18 protein-coding genes are annotated in these 21,203 nt (G+C 36.9%); 10 read left to right on the top strand and 8 right to left on the bottom strand.

All coding sequences use genetic code 11. The features are described from left to right. Positions 1 to 67: 67 nt before the first annotated feature. The 3 genes from H4J50_RS09370 to H4J50_RS09360 all read right to left on the bottom strand — a co-directional run bounded on the left by H4J50_RS09370 (position 68) and on the right by H4J50_RS09360 (position 3,256). Positions 68 to 1,174 carry a hypothetical protein gene (locus H4J50_RS09370; RefSeq protein ID WP_182255925.1) on the bottom strand — a complete coding sequence of 369 codons (1,107 nt, stop codon included), beginning with the start codon at positions 1,172 to 1,174 and terminating at the stop codon, positions 68 to 70. Between the two features lie 725 nt (positions 1,175 to 1,899). Then, a complete protein-coding gene (locus H4J50_RS09365) occupies positions 1,900 to 2,202 on the bottom strand; it encodes a DUF3301 domain-containing protein (RefSeq protein WP_108455674.1) in 303 nt (100 codons plus the stop codon). Between the two features lie 7 nt (positions 2,203 to 2,209). Continuing rightward, positions 2,210 to 3,256, bottom strand: a complete 1,047-nt coding sequence (locus H4J50_RS09360; protein ID WP_182255923.1) for a DUF3549 family protein — start codon at positions 3,254 to 3,256, stop codon at positions 2,210 to 2,212. A 294-nt stretch (positions 3,257 to 3,550) separates the two neighbouring features. Here H4J50_RS09360 and truC point away from each other — a divergent pair, with 294 nt between their 5' ends. Further along, on the top strand, positions 3,551 to 4,303 hold the full coding sequence (gene truC, locus H4J50_RS09355) for a tRNA pseudouridine(65) synthase TruC (protein ID WP_182255921.1): 753 nt from the start codon (positions 3,551 to 3,553) through the stop codon (positions 4,301 to 4,303). 136 nt (positions 4,304 to 4,439) lie between these two features. On the opposite strand, the gene H4J50_RS09350 is transcribed toward truC, so the two are convergent. The 5 genes from H4J50_RS09350 to H4J50_RS09330 form a co-directional block, all read right to left on the bottom strand. Next, entirely contained in the window at positions 4,440 to 4,787 is a 348-nt protein-coding gene (locus H4J50_RS09350) for a hypothetical protein (RefSeq protein WP_182255919.1), read from the bottom strand. Positions 4,788 to 5,104: 317 nt separating this feature from the next. Beyond that, entirely contained in the window at positions 5,105 to 5,935 is an 831-nt protein-coding gene (gene dapD / locus H4J50_RS09345; protein WP_182255917.1) for a 2,3,4,5-tetrahydropyridine-2,6-dicarboxylate N-succinyltransferase, read from the bottom strand. A 15-nt stretch (positions 5,936 to 5,950) separates the two neighbouring features. Then, on the bottom strand, positions 5,951 to 8,593 hold the full coding sequence (gene glnD, locus H4J50_RS09340) for a [protein-PII] uridylyltransferase (RefSeq protein WP_182255915.1): 2,643 nt from the start codon (positions 8,591 to 8,593) through the stop codon (positions 5,951 to 5,953). Between the two features lie 77 nt (positions 8,594 to 8,670). Continuing rightward, complete coding sequence (map, locus tag H4J50_RS09335; protein WP_182255913.1) at positions 8,671 to 9,459, bottom strand: type I methionyl aminopeptidase; 789 nt, start codon at positions 9,457 to 9,459, stop codon at positions 8,671 to 8,673. 395 nt (positions 9,460 to 9,854) lie between these two features. Next, positions 9,855 to 10,481, bottom strand: coding sequence for a hypothetical protein (locus H4J50_RS09330; RefSeq protein WP_182255911.1), 627 nt, complete (start codon positions 10,479 to 10,481; stop codon positions 9,855 to 9,857). Between the two features lie 361 nt (positions 10,482 to 10,842). Here H4J50_RS09330 and rpsB point away from each other — a divergent pair, with 361 nt between their 5' ends. From rpsB to bamA, 9 genes are all read left to right on the top strand, one after another. After that, positions 10,843 to 11,571: a 30S ribosomal protein S2 gene (gene rpsB / locus H4J50_RS09325; RefSeq protein WP_081153010.1), complete on the top strand. Its 729-nt coding sequence runs from the start codon at positions 10,843 to 10,845 to the stop codon at positions 11,569 to 11,571. Positions 11,572 to 11,664: 93 nt separating this feature from the next. After that, entirely contained in the window at positions 11,665 to 12,537 is an 873-nt protein-coding gene (gene tsf, locus H4J50_RS09320) for a translation elongation factor Ts (RefSeq protein WP_108455682.1), read from the top strand. 284 nt (positions 12,538 to 12,821) lie between these two features. Further along, the gene (pyrH, locus tag H4J50_RS09315) at positions 12,822 to 13,562 is read left to right on the top strand and encodes a UMP kinase (RefSeq protein WP_108455683.1); all 741 of its coding nucleotides are present in this window, start codon (positions 12,822 to 12,824) and stop codon (positions 13,560 to 13,562) included. A 19-nt stretch (positions 13,563 to 13,581) separates the two neighbouring features. Continuing rightward, a complete protein-coding gene (frr, locus tag H4J50_RS09310; RefSeq protein WP_108455684.1) occupies positions 13,582 to 14,139 on the top strand; it encodes a ribosome recycling factor in 558 nt (185 codons plus the stop codon). A gap of 190 nt (positions 14,140 to 14,329) precedes the next feature. Further along, positions 14,330 to 15,097: a polyprenyl diphosphate synthase gene (uppS, locus tag H4J50_RS09305; protein ID WP_108455685.1), complete on the top strand. Its 768-nt coding sequence runs from the start codon at positions 14,330 to 14,332 to the stop codon at positions 15,095 to 15,097. A 30-nt stretch (positions 15,098 to 15,127) separates the two neighbouring features. Continuing rightward, positions 15,128 to 15,994: a phosphatidate cytidylyltransferase gene (locus H4J50_RS09300; RefSeq protein ID WP_108455686.1), complete on the top strand. Its 867-nt coding sequence runs from the start codon at positions 15,128 to 15,130 to the stop codon at positions 15,992 to 15,994. A gap of 5 nt (positions 15,995 to 15,999) precedes the next feature. After that, a complete protein-coding gene (ispC, locus tag H4J50_RS09295; RefSeq protein ID WP_182255909.1) occupies positions 16,000 to 17,199 on the top strand; it encodes a 1-deoxy-D-xylulose-5-phosphate reductoisomerase in 1,200 nt (399 codons plus the stop codon). A 12-nt stretch (positions 17,200 to 17,211) separates the two neighbouring features. Further along, on the top strand, positions 17,212 to 18,567 hold the full coding sequence (gene rseP / locus H4J50_RS09290) for a sigma E protease regulator RseP (protein ID WP_182255907.1): 1,356 nt from the start codon (positions 17,212 to 17,214) through the stop codon (positions 18,565 to 18,567). Between the two features lie 29 nt (positions 18,568 to 18,596). Then, positions 18,597 to 21,071 carry an outer membrane protein assembly factor BamA gene (gene bamA, locus H4J50_RS09285; RefSeq protein ID WP_108455689.1) on the top strand — a complete coding sequence of 825 codons (2,475 nt, stop codon included), beginning with the start codon at positions 18,597 to 18,599 and terminating at the stop codon, positions 21,069 to 21,071. The last annotated feature ends 132 nt before the right edge of the window (positions 21,072 to 21,203 follow it).

Below are 21,203 nucleotides of genomic sequence, written 5' to 3'. Positions count from 1 at the left end.
CCGCATCATAAACGTTCAGTCAGCTCGCAATAACGTTGCACGATTAATTAACGGCTTATCCTGAAAGTTAATACTCAATTAATGGTGAATAAAAGGCAGACTTTCCTAATGTAGCTTGGCTACCTTTTAAGGAAAATTTGTAACCACAAAGTGAGAAATTATTTTTAAAGGCGATGTTTTTAAGAAGCGCTTTAGTATCTAAAGGTGAAAAATAGGCATATAAGCCGTTATCCTTTGAGCTAACAGCATAAGTTCTAATCGGTAGTTCATTATTAAACTCAATAACTTTACAGCTTATATCACCTTTAGCTTTGCTTAACGCCCATATCTCACTATTATCTAAAACATCAGCCTGCCAATGAATAACAAGCGCATCGTCAGCGTCAAACATGACAGAAAATTTATCTGGAAAGCTAAGTTTATGTTGAAAGGTTATTATTTCTTGCGGGGCAACTTTATTTTCAACGGGACTTTCAACTTCAGTCGTACTAGAGAATACCCAAGATAATAGGAGAATCAGCAAGAAGAATGATGCAATCACTGCAATCGTTATTCTCGTATTCATTTTACTAAAAAGCGTTAATCTAATTGACTCAGCAAACTCAAGTCCTTTGTTTACATTTATATTCGCATTCGCTTGAGTCGTATTATTTGTTGGTCTTGCATGCTCAACATTATCTGTATGAACATTAGTGTTTGCATGGTTAACATCGATATTATTCATCGTAGGTTCAACACGCCGGGTGCTACGAGAGTGGGTTTTAGTTGTTTTTTGTAAGTTAGATAAGTTAACAGGCCCATTATAGCCAAGTACATAGTGCCTTTGCTTGTTACTAGGGTAAGTTAACAGCAGCAAGCTCAAACATGTTGGCAAAATTAATAGCCAGTAACTCAAACCATAGTCAACAAACACTATTATCAAGCCTGTAATTAAAAGGCTACCGGCAGGGGCCATTAGCCATTTTTTATCAAACTGTGCATCATTTTGTCTGCGTTTTGTTGTGGCTAAGCATATCAAAGAGCATAAAAACAATATTACACAGCTCACTAATTTAAAATTACTCAAGCTCGCACTTAAGGTGATAAAAACTAATAATGAAGAAAGTACGATAAGTATAAAACGCTGTCGATTATCAAAACCTTGCCAGCAAAAAAATGACTTGATAAGTTGCATAAAACCTCCGGGAAATAAGTTGGCTAACTCGCGAGAAAGCTAACTTTAAAAGTACTAAAATGAAAATGCGATAAGAGTGGGCAAGGTTAACTAATTTAAGCTCCAAAGTCTGTTTATCTGTTCGATTTTTCATTATATTTGTCATGATAAATAGCAAGTTCATAAATTATGTCTTTGCTGCCTAGTGTCGTTATTGATAAGCCCAACGCTTAATAGTCATTATTAGGCGAACTATATGTAAGACATGTCTGCAGATGTTGTCAGTTTATACGGTAAAATTGATAATATTTTCAATGCTCAACTTTTAAGTTACTGATTTTGTATGCTTTATTTTTTACTGTGTGTTTTGTATACGTTTTTATTAATAATTTAATAACCTTACCGCTTTTATAAAATAATCGTTTAAGTAGAATTAACTCTGTCTTGGAGACAAAGTGCTAGGGAAAGCAACTAATATAAAAAACATGGAAAGTGTTGTTGTATTAATGAATTAAACGGATTTATGATTAAGTAAAAGGGAATTAGATTATTTAACTATAGGTACATACGGATGTTATGCACGATGCAACTTTTTTCATGGATAGAAAAGAGCGCTTATGGAATAAGCAAGAAGGGATGCAAACCAAGGAAATAGTTAGGTGGTCAAAAAAAAGCGACATTATGTCGCTTTTTTTCTGCCTGTTTTTCGATTATTCTCAACAATTTATCGCTAATATCCAGCAAGGTTAATTTACGCGATAAGCGGGCGTGTCTATATTGTCGAGTTTGTAGCCTCGCAATGTTATTGTGCCATGATATGTTGACTCGCCATCACCACTAAATTCAAAGTCGAAATTACTCAACCAATGTGGTCCAAAGCGTTTAGAGAATCTAAAGCGGCTAGATAAGCGTGCTATAGCTAAAAATTGTAAGTTTTCTTGTTTACAATACTGGTCAGCGTGAGAACGCGCATATTCAGCTACTTTTCGCAAATATACAAAATACCAAAAGAGTAAGCCTATAAAAAGTAGGTAGTAAATGTTTTCCATGAAATGCCTAGGGTTTAAAAAGCATGCCAATGGCTTTGGCCAATTCAGGGCTGCGTTTTGGTGAACGAATTGCTTGCAATAGTACGGGGCGAATCAAGGGTATTGCAACTAAATCTTTAAATATTGCTGAAAATAATGCGTAGTCACTATCTTTAATTAATTGTTCTAAGTAGCTAAAAAGCAAGTTTTCATCATTTAATATTGGCCATAATCGACCGGCGATAATAATCAGCACGTCTTCTTCTAACACGTTATTTTGTATTAAATTAGCAATAAAGCTTTGACTGTATGGGTGCTGTGTACTTGATGCGAGAGCACGTAATAATGCAATTGAAATTGAGTTGATAACTTGTTCTTTTAGTGTTTCTTGTTGATAACGTTTAGTTAATTCCTTAATGGCAGCAGGTGCTAAGGTAACGTTTTCAAGTGCAGAACATAAAGGTACGAGAACTTGCTCGGGTAAATAACTTAGAGCGCTGATTAATATTTCATTATTGTTATCTTCATCTAATCTAAAAGCAAAATCGGATAGGCCTTGTACGCCAACTGATTGCCATGCCTCCCAGCCACTTAACCCTGATAAATAGCTTTGGGCAGGTGCATAAAACTGGCTAGGTATTTGTTTGAGTGATGTTGACACTACACTATTTACCGCTGCTAATTTATATTGAGCAGGGGTAAAGTGATAAGGGTTTTTCTTCAATAAGGCTTCTTGTTGTTCGGTTGGGTTTACCGATAGATTGTCACCTAGTGCTTCGATAATAATAGCAATAAAATGATTTCTAGCGCCTTGGTTTAATAAGCCACGTTCGTCTAGCGGCAATTTTATAAACCATAAATATGGGCTAGTTGATTGCTTTTGCCAAAATGCAATGGCGAGTAACGCATGGCCTTGAATAGGATATGGGTAAGGAAGTTCTGCCGCTTCTATTTTTGCAAACTTCTCCTTTGATATTTTATCTACTCTGCGGCCAATATCAAAAATACGATATTGAGAATCAGATAAGCTCAGTAATGCTGAAATTGAAGAAATAGTGTCTGAAGTTGCACTCATAGGAAATACTGTCGCTATTAAAGTTGATAAATGTAGGTACAAGTTGTTATGGCGCAATATTATAGAGATAATAGCCCTTTAACTCCACCGTTAATCTTTTTCTTGAACAATGGAGTTTTAATCACCTTTAGCTGGCGTTGTGTTATTTATAATCATAAGTTAATTTCAAAGCGATATATGCTCTAGGATATGACTTAATCTAACAAAATATTAGCTATACCCAAGTAATTATATTTTTAACACGATGCATTCAGTCGTTATAAACCACCATTAATAAAAGAAGAATTTCCTAACATGACGATCGAAAATGCTGGTTCAGTAATTGTTGATAAACCTGTATTAAAAATTTTATATCAAGATGAGTATCTGGTCGCTGTTGATAAACCAGCAGGGCTTTTTGTTCACCGAAGCTTTATGGATAAAGATGAAATTTATTTCGCCTTACAGCTTATTCGCGATCAAATTGGCCAATATGTTTACCCCTTGCATCGACTCGATAGGCCAACGTCAGGTGTGTTGCTTTTTGCCTTAACAAAAGATGTAGCCCGCTTAATGGGACAAGCATTTACCGATAGAAAAATACAAAAAACCTACTATGCGTTAACGCGAGGACACTTATTAGGTGAAGGTCTCATAGACTATCCACTAAAAGAGAAGTTAGACGATTTAGGGGATAAAAATGTTAGTCGTGATAAAGAGCCGCAAAGTGCAACAACGTTTTATCAATCAGATGCTATCGCCACGTTAGAGGTGCCATTAGGTAAATATTCTAGCGTTCGATATTCTTTAATTAAATGTTTGCCTCAAACAGGAAGACGTCATCAAATTCGACGACATTTAGCGCACTTACGCCACCCAATTATTGGCGATATCAATTATGGTGATAATAAGCAAAATCCATTCTTTGGCGAATACTTTGGTTTTAAACGTTTAATGCTAATCGCTAAGAAAGTAGAGTTTACTCACCCAATTACAGAGCAAACCATAGTGATTGAAGCTGATTTTGATGCGCAGTGGCGGCAGGTGTTTAATACGTTTGAATGGTAATTTCAATTCAAAGTACTTTCATTTTGGGTTTATTTTTAATTAATGCTTAAATTAATGATAAGTATTAGAATACTGATTGTAAAGTTAGCTCTGCCTATGAGTGTTAGCTATTTGTTCAGGTTATAAATGCTAGCGACTAATTAGGGCCGCTAATTTGTACTGAATTAAAATCTTGCTCGATTAATTTACTGTAGCTATGGGTTGGTCTTGTGTACTCAGTATTATTATCGTAACTGTACTCTTCATTTTTTGGCCCTCTAATAGCAACAGCATTGACAAAGTAAACTGACTGATAGCTTTCACGTTGTTCAGCAAAGGCTAACATCATCTGTTGATCTTGAGTCATTTCACGATTTAATAAACTCAGCATTAAGTAATGGTCTGAAACCAAGGGCTTCTTTTCCATAACTACTTGAGGCGTTGAATTACAAGCTGATAAAAATGTAACAACCAAAATAGTAAACAATAAAGATAATTTTTTCATAATACTTGTGATAGTTAAGAGTACTTACTAGTCACTATCGCAAAGGTTATGCCAATTGTAATTTTGACATGGTTTGATTACATCTTTTGATGGCGGGAATGGTCGATTTTATTCATTAATTAATTGATTTATATGTAAATAATTATTTTGTGATCGAGGTGGTTATTTAATGGAATTATTATTTTTGAAGGGTTTTTAAGTCATATTCTCTTTGTAAATAATATTTTTAACAGAGCGTCAAAAAAACATCATTTAATTATTTAACACAATATTATACTAAGATAATATTGTGTTAATTTATGCTAATAAATAACGAGCTACTCTTCTGATACCGAACGAAGAAGGGCATTAATACCCACTTTAGCACGTGTTTTCGCATCAACTTTTTTAACGATTATCGCAGCGTATAAGCTATAAGTACCACATTTTGAAGGTAAGTTACCTGGCACAACAACAGAACCAGCAGGTACACGACCGTAATGTACTTCGCCTGTTTCTCTGTCAAAAATACGAGTGCTTTGGCCAATATAAACGCCCATTGAAATAACAGCGCCTTCTTCAACCACCACACCTTCAACAATTTCTGAACGAGCACCAATAAAACAGTTATCTTCAATAATAGTTGGACCTGCTTGAAGCGGTTCAAGTACACCACCAATGCCGACACCACCAGATAAATGTACGTTCTTACCTATTTGTGCACAAGAGCCTACAGTCGCCCAACCATCAACCATACAACCTTCATCTACATAGGCGCCAATGTTAATGAAACTAGGCATAACAACGACATTTTTACCAATAAAACTACCGGTTCTAACCGATGCGCCTGGTACAACTCTAACACCATCAGCAACAAAGTCGGCGTGGGTATAGTCAGTATATTTCATTGGAACTTTATCAAAATATTTGCTTTCAGCTCCGTCAATAACCTCGTTATCCCAAATTCTGAATGAAAGTAACACTGCTTTTTTCAACCATTGGTGTACAACCCATTCACCGGCAATTTTCTCTGCAACGCGTGCTGAACCATTATTTAATGCCGCTAAAGCCTCTAATACCGCATCTTTTACTTCTGCAGTTACACTGGCAGGACTAATGTTCATACGATCTTCGAACGCTTGTTCAATAATTTTTTGTAATGCTGACATCTGAAATTCCTAGTATTAATTTGGTAAAATTTGTCGTTGACTATCGTTGCAAAGCATAGCCTCTAATGTGGCTTTTTGCGCATCAGTCAATGGCTGATTATCAATATTTGAAACGGTAAAAACATCTTCTGCTTTTTCACCAAAGGTGGTGATTTTAGCTGAATGTATTTGTATTTTACATTTTTGAAAAATTGCCGCTATATTGGCTAATAAGCCAGGATGATCTAAGGCGACAATTTCAATCATTGTACGGTTTTTAGCAGCGCCTTTAATATAGCTTACATGTGTTGGTACTTTAAATTGTCGAAACCTTTTAGCGAGTGGTTTTGCTTTAATTTTAATTTGTTTTGAGGCCAGCTTAACACTTAAAGAGCGAGCTATAGTTAAGGTTCTGGCGCTATCGTTAATCGCTTTGTTGCGATTGTCTAGTACAACAAATGTATTCGCAGTATAGCCAGATTTATTGGTGGTAATTTTCGCATCATGAATAGAGAGCTTTTTAGCCCCCAGTAATGAGACAATATTAAAAAATATATTAGGTTTATCTTTTGTATAAACAAATACTTCTGTGCCACCACGGTAAGGCTTCGGGCTAATAATAACCATAGGCTTTTCTTTGTTGTGTGCCAATATATGTTTAAAGTGCCATGCAATTTGCTCGGGAGTGTAGCGCAGAAAATAATCGGCTTTAAACTCTTTCCACAATTGCTTTAATCGGTCTTGATCTATGGCTTCAGCTTTTAAAATTTCAATGGCTTGATGTTGGTTTTCTCTGATTTTTGCTCTCAAATCAACCGGCTTTTCAAGACCACGTCTAAAGGCACGTTTGGTACTGTAATATAAGTCTTCGAGTAAGTTTGCTTTCCAACTGTTCCACAAGCTTTCGTTGGTAGCGCGCATATCAGCTACCGTTAAACAATATAAATAATCAAGGTGAGCTTCATCGCGCACAATTTCAGCAAAAGTTTTTATGACTTCAGGATCTGATATATCTCTGCGTTGTGCGGTAACTGACATTAATAAATGTTTTTCTACTAACCAAGCGATTAAGCGTCCATCGTGATCACCCAGCTTATGGATTTTAGCAAAATCTAGTGCGTCGATAGCCCCTAGCTTTGCATGATCACCGCCGCGGCCTTTAGCAATATCGTGAAATATGCCGGCAAAATATAATAATTCGGGTTTACGCACTCGTTGAACAATTTTGCTACACAAAGGGTATTCAGCATTATGTTCAGCTTGGCTAAAACGATACAGGTTTTTCAATAACCGATAGCTATGTTCGTCAACAGAGTATGCATGAAATAAATCGAATTGCATTTGACCAACAATATTTCGCCACAAGGGTAAGTATGCGCCAATAATAGAATGACGATGCATTAAGGTGAATGCTAGCCCTAAGCCACGCGGATGCCTAACAAGCGCAACAAATATTTGGCGACACCGTTCGTAGTCAATCATGCCTGATACTAAACGTCGTCTAGCGTTACGCATTAAGCGTAAAGTTTCAGGATGTAAGTCTGTAATTTCTTTGTGTTGAGCAATCAGTAAAAACATTTCCATGATCATGGTCGAACGGGTAAATACTCGTTTATTGCAAACCTTGATTTGGCCATCAATAATTACAAAGTCTTCATTGAGGACGATTTCTTTACTGTGCTTTTTTTCGTTTAAAATGGCATATTCAAAATGTTGTAATAACATTCTATTTAGCTCTGAAACGCGAGAAATAATGCGGAAAAATCGTTTCATCATGCGTTCAATAGCAAGCTTGCCACCATCGCCAAAACCCATTAATTCAGCTACATCTGCTTGATAGTCAAATAATAATCTGTTTTCGTTTCGGCCCGCGATAAAGTGCAAAGCACAACGCATGCGCCAGAGGTAGTCTTGACATTCAATGAGTTCGAAAAACTCATTTGTGGTTAAATAATTATGGTCAATTAATTGTTCTAAGGTATCAGCCATAAAATGGCGTTTGGCAACCCAGCCAATTGTTTGAATATCTCGCAAGCCACCAGGGTTAGCTTTTAAGTTAGGTTCAAGTGTGTACGATGCGCCATGAAATTGTTGATGACGATTGTATTGCTCATCACGTTTAGCAATGAAGAATTTTTCAGAGGTCCAGAATATATCTTCAATTAACAGTGGCTCTAACTGAGATACTAATGCCTCGTTACCACAAATTTGTCGCATTTCCATCAAGTTAGTGGCAATGGTAACGTCATCAATGGCTTGGTTTAAACATTCTTTAATACTGCGAACACTATGACCAATATCAAGTTTTACATCCCAAAGTTGGGTAATAAAAGCAGATATTTTCTCGGCTAAGTCCTCTTCGATGACATCTTGAGTAATTAATAAAATATCAACATCAGAGTAGGGGTGAAGTTCTTTACGGCCATAGCCACCAACGGCAGCTAAACTTATTTGAAATTCATCGAGATGATGTTGACACCAAAGCTTGGTTAAAATCAAATCGACATAAAAGGCTCTTGCGGCAACCAGCGAGGTAACTTCGCTAATTGGAAATTGCTCCTTTTGCCATTGAAAAAATTCAGCACCTAACGTACATATTTGAGCGCTACTTAATGTAGGCGCACTAATGGATAGGGCTTCTGTGTATTTTTCAGGTATTAACGATGAAGTATTCAACAATAAGCTCTCATGTTTTATCAATATACAGTTAGTCAGTAATGTACAACAACCCAATAAATAGCAGAGTAAAGGGAAATTTAATTATGTAAAATGCGCGCTATTGTGTCGTCTTTACGTAAGGTTAAAATTTCGCAACCTGTTCGTGTAACTACAACAGTATGTTCCCATTGGGCAGACTTCTTGCCATCTATGGTGTATACCGTCCAGTTATCTTCTTTATCAAGTAATGTGTTTGCACGGCCTAGATTAATCATAGGTTCAACAGTAAAACACATACCTTCTTGCATTTTTTCACTATCATTATTTTTATAGTGAACGATTTGTGGTTCTTCATGAAACACTTGACCAATACCATGACCACAATATTCTTTTACTATTGAATAACGACCTGATTTTTTGATGAACTTTTGAATTGCCGTACCTATTTCACCAAAGGTATTGCCGGGCTTAACTTTTTTAAGACCTGTATAAAGAGCTTCTTGTGTAATACGACATAGACGATTATCTTCAGCTGATGTTTCGCCAATGAAAAACATTTTACTGGTATCGCCGTGGTAGCCATCTTTGATGACCGTAATGTCAATATTAATGATATCGCCATCAACTAATGGCACGTCATCTGGAATACCGTGACAAACGACATGATTAACTGAAGTACAAATTGATTTGGGAAAACCATGATAATTTAGTGGCGCCGAGGTAGCACCTTGCACTTTATCGGTATATTCGGCACAAATGGTATTTAACTCATCTGTTGTAACACCTGCCTTTACGTAAGGCTCGATCATTTCCAATACATCTGCAGCAAGCTTTCCCACAATTCTCATTTTTTCAATTTCTTGCTGATCTTTAATCGTAATTGTCATAAAACCTCAAATGTAACACTGTAAATAATATAAATAGGGGCAATAGCAAATAATTAAATGGCTATGCATCAATTATCTCGTCAATATCTTTTATTAAAAGCCGAATGTTCTTGCCAAGATACATAATAATTGTTGCTGATTTTACCTGCTTTTTTGATCTTTGCCCAATCGAAAAACAATATTGCCATTATTGATGAATAAATAATGGCAATATTGTTGTAATGCTTTGACTGTTTTAACTTTGTGAAAACAAATTTCAATTGTTAACTATCATGTTGTTCGCAGTAAAAAATATATAACTGCTTGGTGATAAACAACATAAATTACATAGGTAGCACTAAGCAGTACAAAAATCGCTAAATAAAGCTACAGAACATAATAACTAACAAAAAATTTTAAGATAATTTGTCTAATTCAAGCTTAACTGCATCGATTATTGATTCAGGATTTTCTAAATACAAATTGTGATTAAGTAACACTAAGCTTTCGTTACATGCCAGTAATAACGCCGGAATAGCTTGAGTACCAATAATCTCTTGAATTTCGATAATATCGTGAATGGCAAATTCTGCATCTTTAGTCAGTTTGTTCGACTGTAGGCATTTTGCTGGCGGAGACAGCTTCAATTCATCAATAATATCGCTAACGCTTTCATTGTCAGTTAATTCGTTGCCTAAAACAAAATGGGCATATTGTAATTTTGTTAATAACTCAAAGGCCGACTTTGCAGATTTGTTTTGAACCCACGCCATTAAATTAGCAACTAATGTAGAGTCTTTTGTGTAATTGAGCGTGTCAACATAGTTGGCACCAAATTTTACCTGACTAAACTCACCCACAGCGCTTAAGGTGATAGGTGATACTTTATTGTCACCATCGTAATAACCTATGTGCATAGCTCTAAGGGTAATGTTTGGAAAAGCACTTAATACTTTTTCAACTAAAACCGCAGAGGCGTAGCTCCAAGGACAATGACTATCGTAAATATAAAAGAGTTCTGCATTTGGTGTATTCAATGACATGATTTAACTAGCTTGATATAAAAAGTAGAGTAATTTTAACTCGCTGCTATTAAAGATCCTAGCCCTTAACACAATAAAATATTTTTAGGGTGCTTTTATCTCAAAATGCTAGTTAATTGAGTGTGTTTATGGTATAAAGTGCGCCGTTAATTTGTTTGTCTTAATCTACAATGTTCTCATTGCAAATTTTTCAAATATTTTTAACTTTAAACGGTATTGAAAAAATTCAATACATTAAAACTAAACTCACATACATCTAGCAAAGATATACCGGGGTGCTCAGCGAATTTACGATAAGTAAAACGCAATAAGGGTCGTGTATATTGGATGTATGAACGCTTAACCCCACAAAGGAAAAAACATGCCAAACGTTTCTATGCGCGATATGCTTAAAGCCGGTGTTCATTTCGGTCACAAAACCCGTTACTGGAACCCAAAAATGAAATCATACATTTTTGGTGCACGTGATAAAGTTCATATCATCAACCTTGAACAAACTGTTCCTATGTTCAACGAAGCTCTTGCTGTATTAAGCAATGTTTCTTCGAAGAAAGGTAAAGTTTTATTTGTTGGTACTAAACGCGCAGCAAGCGATGCAATTAAAGATGCAGCGATTAAATGTGATCAATTCTACGTAAATCACCGTTGGTTAGGTGGTATGTTGACTAACTGGAAAACAGTTCGTCAATCAATCAAACGTTTAAAAGATCTTGAAGCTCAAAGCTCTGACGGTACTTTTGAAGCTCTTACTAAAAAAGAAGCTTTAATGCGTACTCGTGAAATGGAAAAACTTGAGAAAAGCCTTGGTGGTATTAAAAACATGGGTGGTTTACCTGATGTTTTATTCATCATTGATGCTGATCACGAGCACATCTCTATTAAAGAAGCTAACAACTTAGGCATTCCAGTAATTTCTGTTGTTGATACTAACTCAAACCCAGATGGCGTTGACTACATCGTTCCAGGTAACGATGATGCGATTCGCGCTGTGACCTTATACTTAGATTCAGCTGCTAATGCTGTTCTTTCTGGTCGTGAGCAAAACATCGCAGTACAAGCTGAAAAAGACGGTTTTGTTGAAACTGAATAAACTCAGTTTTACGTAACGTTTTAAACTGCTATTGCCACAACAGCTTGTGTTGTTGTGGCAAATACTGAATACATTTATATTGAGGAAAATTTCATGGCAATTACTGCTGCACAAGTTAAAGAATTACGTGAACGCACAGCTGCGGGCATGATGGATTGTAAAAAAGCTTTACAAGAAGCTGATGGCGATATGGAACTTGCGATTGAAAACATGCGTAAGTCTGGCCAAGCAAAAGCTGCAAAAAAAGCAGGCAACATTGCTGCTGAAGGTGCTATTTTAATTAAAACTAACAACGGCGCTGCTGTTTTAGTTGAAGTTAACTGTCAAACTGATTTTGTTGCAAAAGACAATAACTTCTTAGGTTTTGCTAACGAAGTTGCTGACGCTGCTCTAGCTGCTAAAGTAACTATCGAAGAGCTTCAAGCTCAATTCGAAGAAAAGCGTATTACGCTAGTGACTAAAATTGGTGAAAACATCAATGTTCGTCGCGTTGAATACATCGAAGGTGCAGCTTTAGCTTCTTATAGCCATGGCGCTACTATCGGTGTTGTTGTTGCTGGTGAAGGTGATGCAGAAGCACTTAAGCACATCGCTATGCACGTTGCTGCAAGCAAGCCAGAATACATCAACCCTGCAGATGTTCCTGCTAGCGTAGTTGAAAACGAACAACGTATTCAATTAGATATCTTAAAAGCTGAAAACGATGCGCTTGAAGATAACAAGAAAAAGCCAGATGATTTGCTTGAAAAAATCATCATTGGCCGTATGAAGAAATTTACTGGTGAAATTTCTTTAACGGGTCAAGCTTTCATCATGGAGCCTAAGAAAACTGTTGGCGCCATTTTAAAAGAAAAAGGCTTAACAATTTCTTCATTCGTTCGCTTAGAAGTTGGTGAAGGTATTGAGAAAAAAGAAGAAGATTTTGCTGCTGAAGTTGAAGCACAAATCGCTGCAGCTAAAGCTTAATTCATAGCTTGAATTAATTATTAGCTCAAATGAAAAAGCGCCAATCGGCGCTTTTTTTATGATAAAAATTTAAAGACTGTTTAATGACAACGTTATAATATTTTAACAACGCTATCAATATTGATTGAAATTTAAACTATTTCATCAATATAAAACGATAAATAGCTTCTACTTTAGACTTTTTTCATATTTGACTTTCGAACCGTGGCTAAACGTATTAAAATAGCCGAGGTCGATCAGGCCTAGACTATTTTAATTTCAAATTCTTAAGGAATGTTTATTACATGAGCATCAATCCCAAACCAATGTATCGTCGGATCCTTTTAAAACTTAGTGGTGAAGCCTTAATGGGCGAAGAAGGTTTTGGCATCGATCCAAAAGTACTGGATCGTATGGCGCAAGAAATCAAAGAATTAATCGAAATGGGCGTTCAGGTCGGTTTGGTTATTGGCGGTGGTAATCTGTTTCGCGGCAAAGGCCTTGCTGAAGCAGGCATGAATCGTGTTGTTGGCGACCAAATGGGTATGTTGGCAACCGTTATGAACGGTTTAGCCATGCGTGATGCATTGCATCGTGCTTTCGTTAATACGCGTTTAATGTCAGCAATTGATCTAGCTGGTGTTTGTGACCGTTATAATTGGGCTGAAGCGATAAGCTTATTAAAATCTGGTCGTGTTGTTATTTTTAGTGCTGGCACAGGTAACCCGTTTTTTACCACTGACTCTGCAGCGTGCTTACGTGGTATTGAAATTGAAGCAGACGTAGTACTAAAAGCGACTAAAGTGGATGGGATTTACTCAGAAGACCCTGTTGCTAACCCTGATGCAACATTATACAGCCGCTTAAGCTATCAAGAAGTTTTAGAAAAAGAATTGAAAGTGATGGATTTAGCTGCCTTTACTCTCGCTCGCGATCACAGTATGACACTTCGCGTTTTTAACATGAATAAACCCGGCGCGTTAAAATCTGTCATTATGGGTGGCGATGAAGGTACAACTATCGATCACGCTGAAAATTTAAATTAATTAGTGCAGGAATAACATAGTGATAAACGAAATAAAACAAGACGCTCAAGAAAGAATGGCGAAAAGTATCGAGTCATTAAGAATTAGTTTGAACAAGGTTCGTACTGGACGAGCACATCGTTCATTATTAGATAATATTGTTGTTGAATATTACGGTATGGATACTCCACTTAACCAAGTGGGTAATATTTCTGTACCAGACGCACGTACTTTAGCGATTACGGTATTTGACAAAGGCATGATTGGTGCTGTTGAAAAAGCTATTTTAAAGTCAGACTTAGGGCTTAATCCTTCTTCACAAGGTACACTAATTCGCATTCCTTTACCTGCATTGACAGAAGAACGTCGTAAAGATTTAGTTAAAGTTGTTCGTGGTGAAGCAGAGGGCGGTAAAGTCGCTATTCGTAATATTCGTCGCGATGCCAATACAGATATAAAATCGCTAAATAAAGAAAAAGAAATTAGTGATGACGAAATGCACCAAGCAGAAGACGAAGTGCAAAAAATTACAGATATATATATTAAGCAAGTTGATGAAGTTTTAACTTCAAAAGAAAAGGAATTAATGGAAATTTAAAGTTTTCATTGCTTAATCCATAGCGCCGTAGATAATGACTACGGCGTTTTTGCATATAAAGTTAAAACTATTACCCGAGTATCGTGACATGATTTGGATTTTGGGCAAAACGAATAAAAACCAAATTGATGTAAAGATATAACCATTAGCTTTTTTATTACTCGGCGTTAAGCTTACAAATGGAGAGTATGTGAGTAAAACAGATAACCAAACTAATTACCTCTTAGCAGCTGATGTAAAAATACCTCAGCATATCGCTATTATTATGGATGGTAATGGAAGATGGGCCCAGTTGATTGGTAAAAAACGTGTGGCGGGGCATAAAGCTGGCGTTGATTCAGTAAAATCAGCCGTTGCATCAGCAGCAAAATATGGTGTAAAAGCGATAACTCTATTTGCTTTTAGTAGTGAAAATTGGCAACGTCCTGCCAGTGAAGTTAGTGTTTTAATGGATTTGTTTATGTTTGTGCTGACTCGTGAAGTTAAGCGTTTACATAAGAATGAAATAAAATTTAAAGTTATTGGTGATTTGAGTAAATTTTCCAGTAAATTACAGAAAATGATCAAGCAATCTGAAGAGTTAACCGCTCAAAATACCGGTATGGTGTTATCTGTTGCTGCTAACTATGGTGGTCGCTGGGATATTACTCATGCAGCCAAACAACTGGCTGAACAGGTATCGCGTCAAGAAATATCGGTTGATGATATTACCGAAGCATCATTAAATGATCATACAAGTTTGTCTGAACTACCTGAGTTAGATTTACTCATTAGAACAGGCGGTGATTATCGCATTAGTAATTTTTTACTTTGGCAAGCCGCTTATGCCGAGTTATATTTTACCGATGTACTATGGCCTGACTTCAATGAAGCAGAGCTAGTTAAAGCAATTACTGTGTTTGACCAACGAGAACGACGTTTTGGTCAAACTGGTGAACAAGTAAATAATAAAAACTAAAAATACTTAACACAATTTAAGGAATATCGTTTGTTAAAACAACGCATTATAACTGCATTAATCCTCGCGCCTGCTGCGATTTTGGCGATTTTTTACTTATCTCTCATTAACTTTGCAGCAGTCATGTTAGTCGTTATGGCGATAGGCGCTTGGGAGTGGGGTCCGCTCATGGGCTGTGCTAGCAAACGTTACCGTATTGCTTTCGTTAGTGTTACGAGTATTTTAATCGCTACGTTATGGTACTTCTTACCTTTAGATGGGTTATGGGATGCGCCTAAGCACTTAGTCGAACAAGCTAACATAGTGCTGTGGTTAGCCGTTGCATGGTGGTTACTGTCAGCAGGTTTAACATTTTTATATCCGCGATTTAGTAAGTTTTGGTCAAGTCATCGCTCAGTACGTGGACTTTTTGGCTGGTTAACTTTAGTGCCTACATGGCTTGCATTTATGGCATTAAGAAGTAGCGATTATGAAATTGATGCTTATCACGGTGCACAGTTATTAATGTTTCTATTTCTGATGGTTTGGAGTGCTGATGTTGGTGCCTATTTTGTTGGAAAATCTATTGGTAAACATAAGTTATTACCCAATGTAAGCCCAGGTAAAACACTTGAAGGCTTTTTAGGTGGCGTTATTTTTGCCTGTATCATGGTGGTAATTGCTGGTTATTTCATCGATTGGACAATGGCACAATATCGCATCGTTATTCCTGTAACCATTTTAATCACCACTATTTCTGTGTTGGGTGATTTAAATGAAAGTATGTTTAAACGTCAAGCAGGCGTTAAAGACAGTGGTACGATATTGCCAGGGCACGGTGGTATTTTGGATCGTATTGATAGTTTAACGGCTACAGCACCAATTTATGCTTTATGTTACGCATATTTAGGTTGGTAAAATAAATGCAAACATTGTGTATTTTAGGCTCTACTGGTTCAATCGGTAAAAGCACCTTGGATGTTGTACGTTTGCATCCCGAAAAATTTGATATTGTAAGTTTATCAGCACATTCAAGTGTTGAACTCATGTTTGATCAATGTGTAGAGTTTAAGCCCAGCAAAGTTGTTATGGTTTCTAAGCAACATGCAAAAGCGCTTATTAGTAAACTTAAAGCAGCAAACCTTAATGACATTGACGTAACATCAGGTACTTTAGCACTTGAAAATATAGCACAAGACGATGCAACAGATACTGTGATGGCAGCAATTGTAGGTGCTTCGGGGTTGTTACCCACGTTAGCTGCAGTTAAAGCCGGTAAGAAAGTGTTGTTAGCCAATAAAGAGGCTTTAGTGACTTCAGGTGCCATCTTTATTGAAGCCGTTAAGCAATCGGGTGCTCAGCTATTACCTATTGATAGTGAACATAACGCAATATTTCAGTGTTTACCCTTAAACGCTCAGCAACAACCGGGCTATTGTGATTTATCTCATGAAGGCGTTAGTAAAGTGTTACTCACTGGTTCAGGTGGGCCTTTTAGAACATGGGACCTTGATGACCTTGAGCATGTAACACCTTCGCAAGCTTGTGCGCACCCCAATTGGGATATGGGTCGTAAAATCTCAGTTGATTCCGCTACCATGATGAACAAAGGTTTAGAGTTTATTGAAGCTAAATGGCTGTTTAACCTTCAACCTGATGATATTCAAGTGGTATTACATCCTCAAAGTACTATTCATTCTATGGTGCAGTACAAAGATGGCTCGGTAATCGCTCAAATGGGTAACCCTGATATGCGTACACCTATTGCTCATGCTTTAAGTTTTCCAAAGAGAATTGAATCGGGTGTTGAACCTTTTGATTTTTTCACTGCCAAATCTTTTGAATTTCAGGCTGTAGATTTGGTAAAATATCCTAATTTAAAATTGGCGATTGACGCATGTAAAAGTGGTCAAGGGGCATGTACAGCCTTAAATGCCGCAAATGAAATAGCTGTTGATGCTTTTTTAAACGAAAAAATTAAATTTACTGATATTGCAAAAATAAATGAAACTTCTGTGAATAAATTTGTCTCAGAAAAGGTGACTTCAATTGAAGAAGTTGTTGCGCTTGATAAAAGTGTCAGAGTTTTTGCTCAATCATTAATAACTAAATCCAAGCATTAATAGAGTAGTAGCATGATAGAGTTTATATGGAATCTTGCATCTTTTGTCGTTGCATTGGGTATTTTAATTACCGTTCATGAATATGGCCATTTTTGGGTTGCACGTAAAAATGGTGTGCAAGTAGATAGATTTTCTATTGGTTTTGGTAAAGCTATTTGGCGAAAAGTTGATCGCCATGGCACTGAGTTTGTCATTGCTATGATACCGTTGGGTGGCTACGTAAAAATGCTCGACAGTCGCGTTGATGAAGTTAGTGAGTCGCAAATAAGTCGAACATTTAATGCCAAGTCTGTTTATCAGCGAATTGCCATTATCGCCGCAGGACCATTTGCTAATTTTGGTTTTGCCATTGTAGCGTTTTACTTAATGTTTTTAATTGGTGTACCAAGTGTTAAGCCGATAATTGGCGAGGTTAATGTCGGTTCAATAGCTAGCGTAGCTGAACTGCCTGAAAAAGGTGAAATAGTTGCTATATCAGGGCAGAAGACAGTGGATTGGCAAGATGTAAATCTAGCACTTGTCAGCTCGATAGGTGATAAAGAGATCACTTTTACTGTAAAACAGGCCAATAGAACTACAAACCAAGATTTTACATTAAATACTGAAAACTGGGCGTTTTCACCGGAAAAAGAATCGCCAATGACAAGTTTAGGTTTTATGCCTTTTCGCGCTAAGGCTCAAGCAACCTTAGCCCTAGTGGCAAAAGACAGTCCGGCAGAAAAAGCAGGATTAAAGGCGGGTGATAAATTATTGTCTATTGGTGATGAAAACATTGATGGTCAGTGGTTGAAGTTTTCAGAAAAAATTAAATTATACCCTGAGCAAAACGTTGATATCAGAGTATTACGTGATGGAGAGACATTAACGCTTAATGTTTTCCCAGAAGCTAAGAAGGTTAACAATAACGTTGTTGGGTATTTAGGCGTGCAGCCAATATCAGAGCCATATCCAACAGAATACTTATTTGACCAAGCTTATGGGCCCATTACGGCACTTGAGCAAAGTGCCATAAAAACATGGAATTTAGTGGTACTAAGTTTTGATATGATCGGTAAGCTAATTACCGGTGATGTGTCAGTTAAAAATTTAAGTGGGCCAATATCAATTGCACAAGGTGCTGGTAATAGTGCAGATTATGGGTTTGTGTACTTTTTAGGCTTTTTAGCCTTAATTAGCATCAACCTGGGCATTATTAACCTTTTACCATTACCTGTATTGGATGGAGGACACTTATTTTATTATTTTATCGAGCTTTTTACGGGGAAACCCGTGCCAGAAAAAATACAAGAAATAGGTTTTAAATTTGGTACTATAGCGCTACTAAGCTTAATGAGTATCGCCATATTTAACGATTTATCGCGACTATAACTAAAAGAAGTATATAAAGTTAATATTTTATGATTATTAAAAAACTTGCCCTGGCGGTATTATTAGGTAGTTTGGGAGCAACAGCACATGCTGCTGATGACTTTCAAGTGGAAGATATTCAAGTTAAAGGTTTACAGCGTGTAGCGCTGGGAGCAGCATTAACCCATATTCCATTCAATGTTGGCGATAACTTAAATGAGTTTCGCGTTTCACAATCAATTAAAGCACTTTATAAGTCAGGTCACTTTAGTGACGTTGTCGTGTCAAGAGATGCCAACACCGTTATTTATCGTGTACGTGAACGAGCGACGATAAGTGCTATTACTTTTGATGGTAATAAAGACTTAAAAGAAGAGCAATTAACAGAAAGCCTTGATGGCAGTGATATCCGTGTTGGTGAAACACTTGATATGACCGTTATTTCGGGTATCGAAGTCGGTTTGGAAGATTTCTACCATAGCGTAGGTAAGTACAATGCCGACGTTAAAGCCAATGTGACTCATTTGCCGCGAAATCGTGTAAATATCGATTTTGTTTTCAAAGAAGGTGACGCTGCCGCGATAGAACAAATCAACATCGTAGGTAATGAAAAGTTTTCAGATGCTCAGCTATTAGAGCGCATAGAGTTGACATATGACTCGCCTTGGTGGGACTTTATGGCGCAAGATCGCTATCAAAAGCAAACCTTGCAAGGTGATATGGAAACCATACAAAGTTATTACCTTGACCGAGGTTACTTGCAATATAAAGTTGACTCTACTCAAGTTTCAATGACACCGGATAAAGAAGCGGTATATATCACCCTCAATGTGACTGAAGGCGAAATTTATACGGTTAGTGAAGTTGACTTTATAGGTGATATGGCTGGCTTTGAGAAAACTATTCGTGCGATTACGCCGATTAAAACCGACACATTATACAATGGTGCGTTAGTTACTTACTCTGAAGAATTAGTCAGTAAATTTTTAGGAAGATATGGTTACGCTTACCCTAAAGTTGTCACAATTCCAGAAATAGACGAAGAAAATAAAACCGTAAAATTAGTATTATCAGTAGATCCTGGTAAACGGGTTTATGTTAATCGCATTAATTTTAAAGGCAATCATGTTACTGCTGAGCATGTTTTGCGAAGAGAAATGCGTCAAATGGAAGGTGCTTGGCTATCTAATAACTTAGTCGAAGGCTCAAAGGCTTGGTTACAGCGTTTACCTTACATGGAAACAGTTGAGTTTGAAACCAACCAACTTCCTGGTGAAGACGACCTTGTTGATATTGACTTTGAAGTTAAAGAGCAGCCTTCTGGCTCTTTTACCGCAGGTATTGGTTATGGTTCACAAACCCAGTTAAGTTTGAATGCAGGTGTACAGCAAAACAACTTTTTAGGTACAGGTAACCGCTTAGGTTTTAGCATAAACACTTCAAGCTACTCAAAAAGTGCTAATGTTTCATATACTGATCCCTACTTTACCGTTGACGGTGTGTCACTCGGCGGAAATATTTTCTATCAAGAGTTTGATGCAGGTAACGCAAACCTTGTTGAATACAATAACAAAACTTATGGTGTAGGCCTTACATTAGGCTTCCCTATTAATGAATATGTTCGTTTAAGCTTTGGTTTAGGTTATAAAAGTAACGGTATTACGCGCTTAGAAACTTACGAACAAATTCAGAAGTTTTATGAATTATATTCAGATCCAAATGATCCAGATGGTGGCTTAAGCTTTGAAAGCTTTGATGTTAATGCGGCTATATCTCGTTCGACATTGAACCGTGGTACTTTCCCTACGGACGGATCGCAGCAAAGTTTATCTTATAAGATGACTACGCCTAACTCGGATGTGAATTACTTTAAAATTAATTTAGATACTAAATGGTATTTCCCGTTAACACGTGATCAACGTTGGACTGTTTTAGCTAAATTTCAATTAGGTTATGGTAACGGCTACGGCTCTATTGATGGCAATGATCAAGTGCTTCCTTTCTGGGAAAACTTTAGAGCAGGTGGCTCAGGTACATTACGAGGTTTCGAATCTAATATTGTCGGACCACGTGCTATCTATCGTAGATCAACCTCAATTCCTGGTACGCCAGATGCTGTTGGATCTGCTGGTGGTTGTTGTTTAGGTCCTGATCATGACTTTATTCAAACGTCTAGACGTTCTGTTGGTGGTAATGCCATTGCAATTGCAGGTTTAGAGCTTATCGTACCAACGCCATTTTTAGATGAAGGTTTCAGTAACAGTGTTCGTTCAAGTATATTTATTGATGCGGGTAATGTTTGGGACACAGAATTTAATTTAGATGACTATAAAGATTTAAATAGCGTTGAATTTGATAAAATTGCTGACTACTCTGATGTGGGTCGATATCGAGCATCTGCAGGTTTGTCTGTTCAATGGTTGTCTCCAATGGGGCCAATGATTTTTAGTTTTGCTAAAACGTTGAAAGAAGAAGAAGGTGATGACACCGAGTTCTTCAGTTTTAATATCGGACAAACTTTTTAGATTTATTAAGATAAAGCCTATTTATTGCTCAAAATGAGCAAGCTTTAAATAAATAGGCTTGAACCAAGTTAACTGAGGCGGTATAACTACCGCATAACAAAATTATATAAAAATATTAGAAAATATTTTAGG

Source organism: Colwellia sp. 6M3, assembly GCF_014077595.1.
Classification (GTDB): domain Bacteria; phylum Pseudomonadota; class Gammaproteobacteria; order Enterobacterales; family Alteromonadaceae; genus Cognaticolwellia.
Note: the sequence above shows the minus strand (reverse complement) of the source record. Positions and strands in the feature narration are given on the sequence as shown.

Excerpts from the sequence above, each read along its gene's own strand:
- H4J50_RS09370 (WP_182255925.1), bottom strand. The coding sequence starts at position 1,174 with ATGCAACTTATCAAGTCATTTTTTTGCTGGCAAGGTTTTGATAATCGA.
- H4J50_RS09365 (WP_108455674.1), bottom strand. The coding sequence starts at position 2,202 with ATGGAAAACATTTACTACCTACTTTTTATAGGCTTACTCTTTTGGTAT.
- H4J50_RS09360 (WP_182255923.1), bottom strand. The coding sequence starts at position 3,256 with ATGAGTGCAACTTCAGACACTATTTCTTCAATTTCAGCATTACTGAGC.
- truC (WP_182255921.1), top strand. The coding sequence starts at position 3,551 with ATGACGATCGAAAATGCTGGTTCAGTAATTGTTGATAAACCTGTATTA.
- H4J50_RS09350 (WP_182255919.1), bottom strand. The coding sequence starts at position 4,787 with ATGAAAAAATTATCTTTATTGTTTACTATTTTGGTTGTTACATTTTTA.
- dapD (WP_182255917.1), bottom strand. The coding sequence starts at position 5,935 with ATGTCAGCATTACAAAAAATTATTGAACAAGCGTTCGAAGATCGTATG.
- map (WP_182255913.1), bottom strand. The coding sequence starts at position 9,459 with ATGACAATTACGATTAAAGATCAGCAAGAAATTGAAAAAATGAGAATT.
- H4J50_RS09330 (WP_182255911.1), bottom strand. The coding sequence starts at position 10,481 with ATGTCATTGAATACACCAAATGCAGAACTCTTTTATATTTACGATAGT.
- rpsB (WP_081153010.1), top strand. The coding sequence starts at position 10,843 with ATGCCAAACGTTTCTATGCGCGATATGCTTAAAGCCGGTGTTCATTTC.
- tsf (WP_108455682.1), top strand. The coding sequence starts at position 11,665 with ATGGCAATTACTGCTGCACAAGTTAAAGAATTACGTGAACGCACAGCT.
- pyrH (WP_108455683.1), top strand. The coding sequence starts at position 12,822 with ATGAGCATCAATCCCAAACCAATGTATCGTCGGATCCTTTTAAAACTT.
- ispC (WP_182255909.1), top strand. The coding sequence starts at position 16,000 with ATGCAAACATTGTGTATTTTAGGCTCTACTGGTTCAATCGGTAAAAGC.
- rseP (WP_182255907.1), top strand. The coding sequence starts at position 17,212 with ATGATAGAGTTTATATGGAATCTTGCATCTTTTGTCGTTGCATTGGGT.
- bamA (WP_108455689.1), top strand. The coding sequence starts at position 18,597 with ATGATTATTAAAAAACTTGCCCTGGCGGTATTATTAGGTAGTTTGGGA.